Source organism: Pseudooceanicola marinus (genome assembly GCF_002786295.1).
In the GTDB taxonomy this organism is placed as follows: Bacteria; Pseudomonadota; Alphaproteobacteria; order Rhodobacterales; family Rhodobacteraceae; genus Pseudooceanicola; species Pseudooceanicola marinus.
On sequence record NZ_PGTC01000029.1, the window covers coordinates 66618 to 80109 of the forward strand.

The 13492-nt window shown below is 64.2% G+C and carries 15 protein-coding genes and 1 pseudogene; 9 read left to right on the forward strand and 7 right to left on the reverse strand.

The genetic code is table 11. The features are described 5' to 3' along the window. Positions 1 to 60: 60 nt before the first annotated feature. Positions 61 to 1077 carry a tRNA dihydrouridine(20/20a) synthase DusA gene (dusA, locus tag CVM50_RS19635; protein ID WP_085887098.1) on the reverse strand — a complete coding sequence of 339 codons (1017 nt, stop codon included), beginning with the start codon at positions 1075 to 1077 and terminating at the stop codon, positions 61 to 63. Between the two features lie 675 nt (positions 1078 to 1752). On the opposite strand from dusA, the gene CVM50_RS22070 reads away from it, so the two are divergent. Next, positions 1753 to 2274 carry a site-specific integrase gene (locus CVM50_RS22070; RefSeq protein WP_232618312.1) on the forward strand — a complete coding sequence of 174 codons (522 nt, stop codon included), beginning with the start codon at positions 1753 to 1755 and terminating at the stop codon, positions 2272 to 2274. A 304-nt stretch (positions 2275 to 2578) separates the two neighbouring features. Here the strand turns inward: CVM50_RS22070 and CVM50_RS19645 are convergent, their stop codons facing one another. Further along, a complete protein-coding gene (locus CVM50_RS19645; protein ID WP_085887099.1) occupies positions 2579 to 3049 on the reverse strand; it encodes an RrF2 family transcriptional regulator in 471 nt (156 codons plus the stop codon). Positions 3050 to 3171: 122 nt separating this feature from the next. On the opposite strand from CVM50_RS19645, the gene CVM50_RS19650 reads away from it, so the two are divergent. From CVM50_RS19650 to bioB, 5 genes are all read left to right on the forward strand, one after another. After that, positions 3172 to 4089 (forward strand): NAD(P)/FAD-dependent oxidoreductase, encoded by a 918-nt coding sequence (locus CVM50_RS19650; RefSeq protein WP_085887100.1) that lies wholly within the window; start codon positions 3172 to 3174, stop codon positions 4087 to 4089. 12 nt (positions 4090 to 4101) lie between these two features. Beyond that, positions 4102 to 4722, forward strand: coding sequence for an SAM-dependent methyltransferase (locus CVM50_RS19655; protein WP_085887101.1), 621 nt, complete (start codon positions 4102 to 4104; stop codon positions 4720 to 4722). 154 nt (positions 4723 to 4876) lie between these two features. Continuing rightward, a complete protein-coding gene (locus tag CVM50_RS19660) occupies positions 4877 to 5545 on the forward strand; it encodes a GntR family transcriptional regulator (RefSeq protein WP_085887102.1) in 669 nt (222 codons plus the stop codon). 84 nt (positions 5546 to 5629) lie between these two features. Further along, entirely contained in the window at positions 5630 to 6187 is a 558-nt protein-coding gene (locus CVM50_RS19665) for a biotin transporter BioY (protein WP_085887103.1), read from the forward strand. After that, positions 6184 to 7158, forward strand: coding sequence for a biotin synthase BioB (gene bioB, locus CVM50_RS19670; RefSeq protein ID WP_085887104.1), 975 nt, complete (start codon positions 6184 to 6186; stop codon positions 7156 to 7158). Before CVM50_RS19665 ends, bioB begins: the two co-directional genes overlap by 4 nt. A gap of 143 nt (positions 7159 to 7301) precedes the next feature. Here the strand turns inward: bioB and CVM50_RS22075 are convergent, their stop codons facing one another. The 4 genes and pseudogenes from CVM50_RS22075 to CVM50_RS19685 all read right to left on the reverse strand — a co-directional run bounded on the left by CVM50_RS22075 (position 7302) and on the right by CVM50_RS19685 (position 9297). Further along, positions 7302 to 7550 carry a sulfite exporter TauE/SafE family protein gene (locus CVM50_RS22075; RefSeq protein WP_232618313.1) on the reverse strand — a complete coding sequence of 83 codons (249 nt, stop codon included), beginning with the start codon at positions 7548 to 7550 and terminating at the stop codon, positions 7302 to 7304. Between the two features lie 18 nt (positions 7551 to 7568). Then, entirely contained in the window at positions 7569 to 7769 is a 201-nt protein-coding gene (locus CVM50_RS22080) for a hypothetical protein (protein ID WP_232618314.1), read from the reverse strand. A 110-nt stretch (positions 7770 to 7879) separates the two neighbouring features. After that, positions 7880 to 8032, reverse strand: a pseudogene (locus CVM50_RS19680) (transposase); the annotation flags it as partial. 62 nt (positions 8033 to 8094) lie between these two features. Then, the gene (locus CVM50_RS19685; RefSeq protein ID WP_232618315.1) at positions 8095 to 9297 is read right to left on the reverse strand and encodes an MFS transporter; all 1203 of its coding nucleotides are present in this window, start codon (positions 9295 to 9297) and stop codon (positions 8095 to 8097) included. Positions 9298 to 9484: 187 nt separating this feature from the next. On the opposite strand from CVM50_RS19685, the gene CVM50_RS19690 reads away from it, so the two are divergent. The 3 genes from CVM50_RS19690 to CVM50_RS19705 all read left to right on the forward strand — a co-directional run bounded on the left by CVM50_RS19690 (position 9485) and on the right by CVM50_RS19705 (position 12825). Then, a complete protein-coding gene (locus CVM50_RS19690) occupies positions 9485 to 10438 on the forward strand; it encodes a LysR family transcriptional regulator (protein ID WP_232618316.1) in 954 nt (317 codons plus the stop codon). A gap of 633 nt (positions 10439 to 11071) precedes the next feature. Further along, on the forward strand, positions 11072 to 11971 hold the full coding sequence (locus CVM50_RS19700; protein WP_198431950.1) for a LysR substrate-binding domain-containing protein: 900 nt from the start codon (positions 11072 to 11074) through the stop codon (positions 11969 to 11971). Next, positions 11959 to 12825 carry an NAD-dependent epimerase/dehydratase family protein gene (locus CVM50_RS19705; protein ID WP_085887108.1) on the forward strand — a complete coding sequence of 289 codons (867 nt, stop codon included), beginning with the start codon at positions 11959 to 11961 and terminating at the stop codon, positions 12823 to 12825. Before CVM50_RS19700 ends, CVM50_RS19705 begins: the two co-directional genes overlap by 13 nt. A gap of 147 nt (positions 12826 to 12972) precedes the next feature. Here CVM50_RS19705 and CVM50_RS19710 read toward each other — a convergent pair whose 3' ends face one another. Beyond that, positions 12973 to 13458, reverse strand: a complete 486-nt coding sequence (locus tag CVM50_RS19710) for a MarR family winged helix-turn-helix transcriptional regulator (RefSeq protein ID WP_232618317.1) — start codon at positions 13456 to 13458, stop codon at positions 12973 to 12975. Positions 13459 to 13492 lie beyond the last annotated feature (34 nt).

Sequence of the window (13492 nt, forward strand, 5' to 3'; positions counted from 1 at the left end):
AGCCGCCCGCTCCCCCTGCGCAGTTGCGCTCTGTCAGGCCTGCGCGCCCTGCGAAAAGCCCTATGCGTGCGCGCCTTCCGGCGCGACCATGGCCAGCGCCGCCTCGACCACCTCCGGGCCCGCGCCCGCGCGGTGTCCATGTTCCGACAGGTGCCGCCGCCAGGCCCGGGCCCCGGGGCGCCCCTGGAAAAGACCCAGCATGTGCCGTGTCACCTGCGCCAGCTTGCCCCCCGCCGCCACGTGGCGTTCGATGTAGGGGAGCATGGCGCGCACGGCTTCCTCTGGGGTCAGGGCTGCATGATCCTCGCCATAGATACGACGGTCGGCCTCGCACAGGATATTGGCCGGCTCATGATAGGCCGCCCGGCCGATCATCACCCCGTCCAGCCCCTGCGCCAGCAGATCCTCGGCCTGCGCTAGCGTGCCGATGCCGCCATTGATCGAGACATGCAGATCGGGGAAGGCTGCGCGCATGCGCAGCACCAGGTCATAGTCCAGCGGCGGGATGTCCCGGTTTTCCTTAGGGCTGAGGCCCTGCAGCCAGGCCTTGCGCGCATGGATCGTCACCCGGCGCACGCCGGCGGCGCGGATTTTTTCCAGGAAGTCGGGCAGAACCGCCTCCGGGTCCTGATCATCCACGCCGATGCGGCACTTCACCGTCACCTCGGCGGGCTGGGCCTCGGCCATGGCGGCAACGCAATCGGCCACCAGCTCCGGGTGCTGCATCAGCACCGCGCCGAAGGTGCCGGACTGCACCCGATCCGACGGGCAGCCGCAATTCAGGTTGATCTCGTCATAACCCGCCTCGGCCCCCAGCTTCGCCGCCTGCGCCAGCTCGACGGGGTCCGACCCGCCGAGTTGAAGGGCCACCGGGTGTTCCTCCGGGTTGGACTCCAGCAGGTGCAGCGCCCCGCCCCGCACCAGCGCGGGGGCGGTCACCATTTCGGTATAGAGCAGGGTCCGCGCCGAGAGCAGCCGATGCAGATAGCGGCAATGACGGTCCGTCCAGTCCATCATGGGTGCGACGGACAGGCGTGCGGCCGTTGGCAAATCTTGTTTTTTAATTTTCTCAGCCACTTATATGCGCCTCGCCTTCGTCTCGTTCCGGCCTGTTATGTACCAAACACGCCGATTTCGACGCTGGACTTGGCACAACCTCCCAAACAGGATTCCCATGTACCAAGTCAGGAGGTCAACATGGGCTCGATCAGTATACGCAAGCGAAAGAATGGCAGCAGCAGCTACCTTGCCCGCGTGCGAGTGATGCGAGACGGAACCTCCTATCATGACACGAAGACCTTTGACAGACGCCCCGCCGCAACCGCCTGGATAAAGAAGCGAGAGAAAGAGCGAGCAAAACCTGCTGCCTTGGAGGAGTGGAACGTATTTGCCCCCCGTTGCCCAAAGCGATTGAGCGCCACACAGAGGAAACTGTGAAGGACATCGGTCGCACCAGGGCGCAGGTCCTCAGGACCATCTCCACCTACCCGATCGCCGCTCTGCGCTGTTCCACCATGAAGTCGAAGGATATCATCGAGTTCCTTCAGTCACTGCCCGGACAACCGCAAACCGTCGGGACCTACGCGAGCCATCTCGCCTCCATATTCGCCATAGCACGACCAATGTGGGACTTCCCACTAGATGACCAGGAGATGAGAGACGAGAGACGCGATCACCGTCGCGCGCCGTACAGGGATTATCTCCCGCTCAGCCCAGCGGAACCGCAGACCCACTCTCGATGAACTCGACCGGTTGCTGGCCCATCTCATTAATCGGCGCCAAAGAACACCTCAGGCCATGCTCATGCACAAGGTGATCGTGTTCGCTCTTTTCTCGACGCGCCGACAGGCAGAGATCATCCGCCTCACCTGGGATGATTCCCATAAGGAGCACAAGCGCATCCTGGTCCGTGACATGAAGCATCCCGGCGAGAAGCTTGGAAACGATACCCGGGTCGATCTGCCCGAGGAGGCCATTCGGATTATCGACAGCATGCGCAAGAGCAAGGCTGAAATCTTCCCCTACTCTCCGGACGCGATCACGGCCAACTTCACCCGCGCTTGCAAGCTGCTCGGGATTGAGGATCTGCACTTCCACGATCTACGCCACGAAGGCATTTCGCGATTGTTCGAGATGGGCTGGAGCATTCCCCATGTCGCTGCCGTCAGTGGGCCCAGGTCTTGGGTCAGCCTGAAACGCTACACGCACATTCGGGAAACAGGCGACAAATACGCCAACTGGCTTGGAACGCAGCTTGCGATCGACAACACGTGATACGGCGACCCAAGCTTAACCTTCGCGCGACCGGTTTCGCTTTACCCACGAAGATAATGGAGCATGTGGACCGGAGAAGGCAATCCCCGCATCTATGAGGAAATCAAATCTTGGTAGGCGAGACACCGAGCGCGCAGAAAGTCACATACTCCCGTTGACTGGATTCCCTGAAAAGCCCGCGTTTTGAAATCCCCCCTGAACCAGAAGAGACGATCACCTGCGAACGCTTCTGGTGAGGTGGCTTGGCGCTATATGTCCAAGCGACCTTGGCTTTCGGTCGACCTCGGAAAAACAGCTCCCCAAATCATTCGTCCGGCACACCATGCCACTGGAACGGCACCGAGTGCCCGCTCTCTGCAAACCGCCGCTCGAAATCCTGCGCGACCTCCTCCACCGTGATCGCGGAAAATTGCGCCAGCAGCCGCGCCTCGGCCTCTGCCAGCGTTGCGTCCAGCCGCGCGTCGACCGCCTGTTCGACGAGGCACGACGAGGGATCCGCCTGTGGCCCGATGTTGAATAGCGGCGGGTGACCGACCGCCTCGTAGACATCGCGCAGGCTGATCCTGGCCAGTGGGCAAGCCAGTTGCCAACCGCCGCCATGGCCCTTTTCCGACGTCACGATTTCCCGCTCGCGCAGCCCTGCCATCATCCGGCGCACCACCACGGCATTGGTCGAGATCATCTGAGCGATCTGCTCCGAGGTGGCACGCCCGACGTGCCGGTCCATGTGGATCAACACGTGCAACATGCGGGACATGCGAAGATCGCGCGCCATGGGGTTTCCTTTCCTTGTCTGTCCAGCCTCATTAGCAGCACTCAAGTAACAACGAAAGTTTCGTGTCTTGAAGGCGCGCGTCGACTCACGTAACTTTTAGTGATACATTAAAAGGAAACACAATGGATCATGATGTCATCGTCATTGGCGGGAGTTTTGCCGGGCTCGCCGCCGCAATGCAGCTCGCCCGCGCCCGCAGACGCGTCTGCGTGCTCGACACCGGCGCCCCCCGAAACCGCTTTGCTGCCGCCTCGCACGGGTTCCCCGGGCAGGATGGGCGCTCCCCGCAGGCGATCCGCACGACCCTCAGACACGAACTCTCGGCCTACCCCACTCTGTCCTTTCGAGACGGCACGGCGGTTTCGGCGGTGCGCGACGGAGACGGATTTCGGGTGACATTGGCAAAGGGCGGAGACATCACCGCGCGGCGGCTGGTGCTGGCCTTCGGTGTCCGCGACAGCCTGCCCGACCTGCCCGGGGCGAGCGAACGCTGGGGAAACACCTTGCTTCATTGTCCCTATTGCCATGGCTATGAGCTGAACGGCGGGCCAGTCGGCGTTCTGGCGCGCGGCGAAGCGGCGCTGCATCAGGCGATGCTGCTGCCGGATTGGGGGCCGACCACGCTCTTTACGCAAGGCCGGCTCGCCCTCTCCGCAGATCAGCGGCAAGGCCTGGCCGACCGGAGGGTCACGGTCGAGGAAACGCCTGTCGCGGACCTGCTCGGCACCGCGCCGGCGCTCGACGGGGTGCGCCTGGACGATGGACGAGAGGTTGCGCTGGCGGGGCTGTTCCTGGCTCCCGACACCGCGCCCTCCTGCGATCTGGCACGTGATCTTGGCTGTGCACTGACGGACGGCCCGACCGGCCCCTATGTGGCCGTCGACCCGATTCAGGCCACCAACCAGCCCGGCGTCTTCGCCGCCGGCGACCTTGCCAGCCCCATGCCCAACGCCACGATCGCCTCGGCCTCGGGCGTGATGGCGGGCAGCGCCGCGCACCGCTCGCTGATCTTCGACCCCGATCTGACCGTAACGGCTTGACGGAACATCGCCATGCAACAAACCACCCGAGACTTCTGGAACGACCGCTGCCGCGAAAAGACCGGCGGGACCTCCGGCAAACCCGGCCTCGTTCTGTCCCTGTTCGCCGGTCCGCTGCAGCCGGGGACGGCGCTGGAACTGGGCTGCGGCCGGGGCGACGACGCGCTCTGGCTCGCCCGGCAGGGCTGGCAGGTGACAGCGGTGGACGTGTCCGCCGTGGCGCTCGCCTACGCCTCTGAAGAATCCGCCCGCGCCGGACTGGCTGGGACCCTCCGCTTCGAAGAACACGATCTGGCCGAAACCTTCCCGGACGGCACCCACGACCTCGTGGTCGCCAGTTTTCTGCAATCGCCGCAGGATTGGCCGCGCGCCCGGGTGCTGGCCCGGGCTGCGAGTGCGGTGGCCACCGGCGGGCGACTGCTGATCACCGAACACGGCAAGCGTCCGCCGGGCTCCGAGGCGGCAGAGGATATGGTGTTTCCCAGCGCCGAGGAAACGCTGGCCTCGCTTGCCCTCGATCCGCGCCAGTGGCGGCGGCTGTGCGTCTGTGCCATCGCCCGCAAGAGCACCCGGCCCGAGGTGCAGAGCCAAACGGCCGACGACAACGTGATCTTCCTGCAGCGGCTGGGCTGAGGAAGGGATTTCGTTCAGCGCCCCTTTTCCCGCTCCGGCCACACCCGGCCCTTGTCCCCGGGGCGGGGTTTGTTTGGCGCTGCCGGACAGACTCCGTGGCGGCAGGCCTGCCAAGAGTATCGACATACCGCGGGGCATAAATTATCTATAATTCATGAAGCATACCCCCGAAGAGACCCAATCCACCCGCATTGCCCGCATCCTCGCCGATCGCATCATTTCGGGCGAGATGCCGCCCGGCGCGCGGTTGCGGCAGGACCACATCGCCGCCGAGTTCGGCGCCAGCCATGTCCCGGTGCGCGAGGCCTTCCGCGCATTACAGACCCAGGGCCTGGCGGAGAGCGAACCAAGGCGCGGCTTTCGTGTTACCGAGTTCGACATTGCCGAATTGCGCGAGGTGGCCGAGATGCGTTCCAGCCTCGAAAGCCTGGCGCTGCGCCATGCCGCGCCCAACATGACGCGCAGGATTCTTCAGGAAGCGGAGGAAGTTACGCGGCGCGGCGACAGCGCCAGCACGGTGCGCGACTGGGAGGCGGCGAACCGCCACTTTCACCGATTGATCCTTGCCCCCTGCCGGATGCCACGGCTCTTGCGAACCATCGACGACCTTCAGGCGGCAAGTGCGCGCTTTCTCTTCGCCGCGTGGCGACGCGACTGGGAGGCGCGCACCGATCACGATCACCGCGCCATCCTCGACGCGCTACGCAGAGGGCAGACCGATCTTGCCTGCGCCACGCTTGCACGCCACGTCGGCTGGATTGGAAAACGCAAACCTGCTGCAAAAAATTCTGATTCAAGGGAGGCTTACGAGATTCTCAGATAATTATCTATAATCTTGATTGCCTGCGCCCTAACTAGCCCTCCTAATTATAGATAGATTCTACACCGATCTTCGGAGGACAGACACATGGCATTTCTCGACCCATCCCAGACCCGCCCCGCATCGCTCTGGCGCGGCATCGCGGTCGTACTTGGTGGCGCCCTGCTGATAACAATCGGCGCCAAGGTTCAGATCCCGTTCTGGCCGGTCCCGATGACGCTTCACACGCTGGCCGTGTTCCTTCTCGCCGCCGCGCTCGGACCGAGGCTTGGTTTCGCGGCGATGGCAACCTATCTGGCCGTTGGTGCATTGGGCCTGCCGGTCTTTTCCAATGCGCCGGAACGCGGCATCGGGCTTGCCTATCTCGTCGGGCCGACGGGCGGCTACCTCGCGGGCTATCTGCTCTCGACATTGATCGTCGGCTGGCTGTCCCGCAATCGGGGGTGGATCGGCCAGGCACTTGCGATGCTCGCCGGTCTTGCCATCGTCTATGCCGTCGGCCTGCTCTGGCTGACCGCCTTCGTTCCGCTTCCCGGCCTGATCGCCGCAGGCTTCACACCATTCATCCTCGGCGATCTGCTCAAGGTCGCCCTGGCCAGCGGCCTGAACACGGCGATCAACTGCCTGAAGGGGCGCACACAATGATCCGGACCGACTGGACCATGCAAGAAGCACGGGAGATTCACGCCCTGCCCTTTCCCGACCTGCTGCACCGCGCCCAGACGCTGCACCGCGCCCATTTCGACCCGACCACGATCGAGACCGCGAACCTGCTCAGCATCAAGACCGGCGGCTGCCCGGAGGATTGCGGCTATTGCTCGCAATCCGCCCATCACGAGACGGGCGTAAAGGCCACCAAGTTGATGACAACGGAGGAGGTTCTGGCAGCCGCCACGCGCGCCAAGGCCGCCGGGGCGCAAAGGTTCTGCATGGGCGCCGCCTGGCGCAGCCCCAAGGACCGCGACATGGACAAGCTGTGCGACATGGTGCGCGGGGTGGCCGATCTGGGGCTGGAAACCTGCATGACGCTGGGCATGCTCTCGCCCGAGCAAGTCGCGCGGCTGAAGGCGGCAGGGCTCGATTTCTACAACCACAACATCGACACCTCGCCAGCGTATTATGCCCAGATCGCCAGCACCCGCACGATGGAGGACCGCCTCGATACGGTCGAACAGGTCCGTAAGGGCGGCATCAAGGTCTGCTGCGGCGGCATCCTCGGCATGGGCGAGGCCGAGGAAGACCGCATCGCCATGCTGGTAACGCTGGCGACCCTCCCCGCGCATCCCGACAGCGTGCCGGTGAACCTGTGGAACGAGGTCGAGGGCGTGCCGGTACAGGCGCGTGCGCAAACCGTCGATCCCTTTGCGCTGGTGCGGCTTGTGGCGCTGGCCCGCGTCCTGATGCCGGCCTCGGTCGTGCGCCTGTCGGCCGGGCGCACGGGGATGAGCGACGAGGTGCAGGCGCTGTGCTTCCTTGCCGGGGCGAACTCGATCTTCGTGGGCGACCAGCTTCTGACAACCGGCAACCCGGCGGCGTGGAAGGACGCGGACCTGCTGCTTCGGCTCGGCATGCGGATCGCTCCGGCGAAGGCCCCCGCCCGGGTCTCCGCGGAATAGGCTCAGCCCCGGCAAGGATCTCCGCTGCCGGGGCAATCTGCCTTTGTCTCCGCCGGAACAGCAGCGAACCCACGGTCCGGCGCGGCAACGATAGGCTTGGCGCTCCAATTCGGCGGAAACGAAACCCGGGTGCCTTCCTCAAATCACAGGTAGTGCTGGGTCAGTACGAGACCGAGGCAAATCACGCCAATTCGCAGACATTGCGGGTTCATGCGTCGTGCCAACCTGCCGCCCAGAGCACAGCCAATGGCAGCTCCGATGAAAATCAGTGCAGCCGGCCCCCACGACACGGCGCCGCCAAAGGAGAAGATGAGAACGGCGATGGTGGTCGTCAGGGTGGCCAGGGCGTTCTTTATGATGTTTGTCCGTTGCAGCTCATAGCCCGACGTCACCGTCAGCAGCGCCAGAAGCTACACGCCCAGCCCGGCCCCGAAGTAGCCTCCATAGAGCGCCACGTCCCCCTCTGACATAGTTGCCGCCCCGGCTCCGGCCACCACCTCGCGCCGCGCTAGCCAGCGGTTCAGTGCGGGCCCCGACGCGAAGAGCAAAGTCACGAAAAGCAGGAGCCATGGGATCAGCCTTCGAAACAGCGCATCTTCTGACGCCAGCATCAGCGCGGCCCCTGCCGCCGAGGCCAACGTGAACAACACCACCCGCCGCGGTCGCGCGACAATATCCTGCCGCAGCACCGCCCCTTCTCCGATCACGCCTGCCGCATGGCCGGGCCAGATCGCCACCGCAAGCCATTGCGATTGATAAAGATAATACCGCTCAGAGCGCGCCGGTCATCAACCCGGGGCTTGCCGTGCGACTTGGGGACGTAAGGCTCCAGACGCGCCATCTGCGCATCGCTCAACCAGAAGATATCTGACATGTTCACCGCTCATTTTCGAACGGTGAATCACGCTCACCCAACCAAATCAATGGGTCCTGACCCTAGACCTCCCTTGGACCGGCCGGAAACCCATGATCTCGGGCGGCAAAGGTCATCGCTGCGGCCAGCGCGATCAGCAGCAACAGGCCCGGCGCAAGGCTCTCCGGCCCGAACCTCTCCAGAAGCAGCCCGCCCGCCAAACCGCCGCCGGCAATCGCGGTGCTCCACATGGTCACGAGCATGGACTGCGCCAGATCCGCCGCGGGTCCGGCCGCCTTGGCGCTGGCGGTCTGGAACAGGGTCGCGCATCCACCGAAGGCCAGCCCCCAGATCGCGCTGGCCGCATAGATGGCCGTCGGCGTGTCGCGCCAGATCCAAAACATGGCCGCCGCCAAGGCGAAGAGCGCGATACTGGTGAGAGTGATTACTCTCAGGCGGGTGTCGATCAACATCCCGACGATCCAGATGCTGACCAGCGAGGCGAGGCCGAAGACCAGCAGCACGGCATCCGTGCGCTCGACCATCCCCGCGCCCGCCAGGAAAGGCGCGATGTAGGTGTATAGGATGTTGTGGGCCAGCACGAAGCTGAGCACCACCCCAAGCACCGGGCGGATGCCCGGAAGCGTCAGCACGCCGCGCAGGGTTCGACGCTGACCTGCGGGTTCACCAGCAAAATCCGGTACCTTGGCCAGAACCCAGACGATCAGACCGACGGTCAGGAGGCTCATCAGGCCAAAACAGGCGCGCCAGCCGAGGATCGCCCCGAGGAAGGTGCCGGCGGGGACACCGAGCGACAGGGCGAGCGGCGTGCCTGCCATGGCGACGGCAATCGCCCGCCCCTTCAGATGATCGGACGCCATGCGCGCGGCGTAGCCCGCCGCCAGCGCCCAGAGCAACCCCGCCGCGACCCCTGCCACGAAGCGGGCCGACAGTGTCAGGGCGTAGCTGGTCGACAGCGCCGTGACCGTGTTCGCAATCAGGAAGCCCACGATCGCGGTCATCAGCAGCGGCTTTCGGCGCAGGCCCTGCGTCAGGGTCGTCAGCGGGATCGCGGCCACCAGCGAGCCGATGGCGTAGACCGTCACCAACTGCCCGGCCCCGGCCTCCGACACGCCCAGCCCCTGCCCGATTGCGGGCAGCAAACCGGCGGGAAGGGCTTCGGTCAGGATGGTGATGAAAGCCGCCATGGAGAGCGCCAGCAGCGCCGCCCAGGGAAACCGTGCCCCGGCGCTGTGAACCGTAGAAGGCATATGTATATCACTCATGGCCGGTCTCCCGCGCCTGTGTGGCGGGGCGGCCTTCAGGCCGGGGGCATCCTGCTGCCAGAGCCGATGGTGTCGTGCAGATCATCTTGTGTCCTCAGTCGGTTGAGATGTCTGAGGGATTGTGCGGGCTTTGCCATTGAGGAGAAATAGGCTTCAATTCCGATGTTTTCGGACTAAAATGTCCTGCATGTCGATCTCCACGGACAGCCTCGGCGCGCTCAACGTCTTCATTCAAGCGGCGGAAACGCGCAGCTTCACCGTAACCGGGCGGCAGCTCGGCGTGTCGTCCTCGGCGGTGGGCAAGGCCATTGCCCGGCTCGAGGACCGCATGGGTGTGCGGCTGTTTCATCGGTCGACACGCGCGATCACGCTGACAGCGGAAGGGCAGATGTTCCTCGAACGGTGCCGCCGCGTTCTGAGCGAGTTGGAGGCGGCGGAGCTGGAGCTGGCACAAACCCGCGCGCGCCCTGCCGGCCAGTTGCGCGTCAGCCTGCCGCTGGTCGGGATGCTGATGATGCCGACGCTGACCGCCTTTATGGAGACCTGGCCCGAGATCGAGCTGGATCTCGATTTCAGCGACCGGCTGGTCGATGTGATCGAAGAAGGTTTTGACGCGGTGATCCGTTCGGGCGAACCCACGGACTCACGCCTGATGACACGGCGCCTCGGCAGTTCCGGCTTTCGCGTCGTCGGGTCGCCCGCCTATTTCGAACGGCACGGGACGCCCCGGTGCGCGGCAGAGCTTGCGCAGCACCGCTGCCTGCATCACCGTTACCCCAGCACCGGCAGGCTGGAACCCTGGCATATCGAGGGGCTGGCGGAGGGAGCCCTGCCCCGCACGGCAATCTCCAGCGCCATCGAGCCGCTGCTCGACATGGCCGAGCACGGACTGGGCATCGCCTGTCTGCCCGATTTCGCGGTGCGCGCCCATTGCGCAGACGGGCGGCTTGTTGCGGTGCTGGAGGATGCCGTGAAAGGAAATGCGGAGTTCCGCGTCTACTGGCCGTCGAGCCGGCATATCTCGCCGAAACTGCGGGTCTTCGTCGACTTCATGGCCGAAACCCTGTTTGCAAGCGCGCCGGAAGCGGCCTCGTTCCGCAGTTCGCCGACCGGGAAGAGTTCCCCGCCCGAGGAAACATGAAAGACTATGTCCTCGTGAAAGGAGATGAGCACGGGCGCGCCCATACCGGGCTCGCCCCTAGCCTCCGGCGCCGGGCCCGGAGCGCCGCCTCCATCAGGAAATGCTCCGCGATGCAGGAACGCTGGGCCGGCATGCTCGCCTCGGAGTTCTATTGCGCAGACCACGTTTCCTCAGGTCGATCCCAAAAGAACTGACTGATACCGTTTTCTGAAACCTGCACTTTCGAATTATTCGTTTTTCGGCCGCCGCCCCGAGGCTTACCCTCTGCAGAGAACCTTGAGGCAGAGGACATCTCTATGCTCACCGATCGCCCCTTGGCGAGTAGCGCAATGCCCCGCCGCAACAGCTCTGTGCCCAGCTTGGTGACCAGATCGCATCTAACCGGGCGGAACTCGGTTTCGCGTCATTGGCAGGTCCGCGAGTTCGCGACGGCTCATCTTCCTGATGACCGGATGCGACAAAGGGTCTTCGTCCCATTGGCGGCGAAGGGCATCCGCCGCAAGGCGCGCATTGCGGATACGGCGCAGGGCACGAGCGCGGCGCCAGCGGCGCAGCATTCTGGCGAACGGTTTGAACATGCCGATAGCATCCAGTGACCCAGGCCTCGCAGCAATCGAGGTTTGAACGAAGCTCGTGAAGAAAAACTATAGCTCTCATGGTGGCCGCCTGCCTCTTGTTGGCCTGCGCGCTGTCGAAGCGGTTTTGAGGTTGGGCAACCTCAACGCAGCGGCAGACGAGCTTTGCGTCACGCCGGGTGCCGTCAGCCAACAGGTGATCAAGGTCGAGGCGTATCTGGGGATCAAGCTTTTCCGGCGGACTCCCCAAGGGCTCGCACCGACGGAAACGGCGCGAAGGCTGGCGGAGCGACTTCATACGGGCTTCCGGGACATTGCCCGCGCCGTTGCGCTCGTAGAGCCGCCACGCCCCAAAGGTGTTGCTGTCTCAGCGCCGCCCGTTTTTGCCGCGAAATGGCTCGTGTGGCGCCTGCATCGCTTCACCGAGGCTCAAAGCAAGCTGAAAATCTCGATTGAGGCCACGACGGATTTCGCGGATCTCGACGACAACCGGATCGACGCCTGCATTCGCGTCGGCAGGGGCGATTGGGCCGAAACGAGGGCGATACACCTGGCCGACATTCGTGTCTTTCCTGTTTTCGCCCCCGAGTTTGCGAACCGAATTCGTACCCCTGCGGACCTGCTGAACATTCCGATAATCCGTGACGCAGGGTCGGGCTTTGACTGGAATCACTGGCTGCGACCAAACGACATGGACGCCGCGCAACTACCGGACGGACCATGCTATTCGGATGCATCGCTCTGCCTGGATGCGGCGATTGCCGGCCAGGGCATCTTCCTGTCCTGGGAAACCCTGTCGCACGATGCGCTTCGCATGGGGCGGCTGCACGCCCTGCCGGGACGATTTCGTACTGGCTCTGCCTACTGGTTCGTCGAAAACGCGCAGCACAGCAGATCGAAGCCCGCGCAGCGATTCCTCGACTGGCTGCGCGAAGAGTTGAACGCATGTCTGAATTGACCCGGCAACCCCAACGGATCGTTGTGACCGGTGCCAGCGGGCGTCTGGGTAAGACAATCGCCACGGTCGCCCGACGGGCTGGTGCGCAAGTCGTCTCCTGCGATCGCGTTCCGGCGCCGAACGTGGTGACTGCGGACATCCGCGATCTGCATCGCCTTGCCTCGCTGTTCGACGGTGCGGATTGCGTGATCCACTGCGCCGGGCTGCACGCGCCCCATGTTGGCGTCAGGCCGGACGCCGAGTTCCGTGACATCAACGTCGAGGGGACCGCAACCGTTCTGCGCGCCATGCGGCAGGTTGGGGTCCGCTCGCTTGTGTTCACCAGCACCACGGCCCTGCTTGGTGGCGGCGCGCGCGCGGGGGAGCCTGCACGCTGGATCGATGATGTGACCCAACCGCGGCCGCGCAGCATCTATCACGAGACAAAGATAGCGGCAGAGCACCTCATCAGATCGGCGTGTGGTGTGTCGCTCTCGGCATCGATACTGCGGGTCGGGCGCTGTTTCGAGGAACCGCGCGATATCATGGCGATCCATCGTTTGTCGCGCGGCATTGATCCCCGTGACGCCGCCATGGCGCATCTGCGTGCCGCCCGCTTTACGCAACGGGATCCGGAGCCGCTCATCGTAAGCTATTCAACGCCGCTCCAGCGATCTGACTGTGGCGGGCTCGGTCACCAGGCCGCGAGAGTCATCCGCAACCGCTGCCCCGTTCTGGCACGACGTTTCGACATGCTTGGCTGGTCACTCCCGAAGACAATCGACAGGGTATACGATAACAGCACTGCCCGATCACGATGGGGTTGGACCCCGAAACTGGGGCCGGAAACCATGCTAGAACCTCAATTCCGCTAAACCCGTATCTGAACTTCGCAGGTCTGGTGTTCAGTCTGGCTCGATCCATCCCCGGACAAGGTGCACATTCGCCGCACAATAGCGGCTTCTTTCCCACAAGGTTCCCTCACATTCCAAACTCCACGTCGCCAGTCCGGCATGCAAAGGTCATGGTTTGGTGGCACCTCCCTCAAGGCTTCGCCCTCCCGCCGCGACCAGCCAACGGCGGACCGTGCGTTGCTCCTCCTCGGAGAACCCCTCCGCCAGGTCGGTTTCGAGCGCGTATACCAGCCTTTTTGCCCGGACAAGCACCTGTCGCCCTGCATCTGTCAGCTCGATTCGCCGCTTGCGCCCATGCTCCTGGTGCGGATGGCGTCGGATGAGCGCCGCATTTTCGAGGTTCCGCAGGATTGTGCTCATCGTCTGCGGGGTCAGCAGCGCGATCCGCGCCAGATCGGCGCTGGAATGCTCGGGATAGGCGTCCAACATGGTCAGTGCGGCGAATTGCGGCTGCGTCAGCCCGGTCTCGCGCAGAGAGGTTTCCACTCGGTGCCGATAGCCGTTCGCCGCCTGGCGCAGAAGATAGCCCAAGTAGCCATCCGGTCCGCGCTTGTCCGTACCCTCGCCCGGAAGGAGTCTTGTCGTCTTGCCCATTGTCAGAACTCTGATATTAATGTCAGCACTCTGA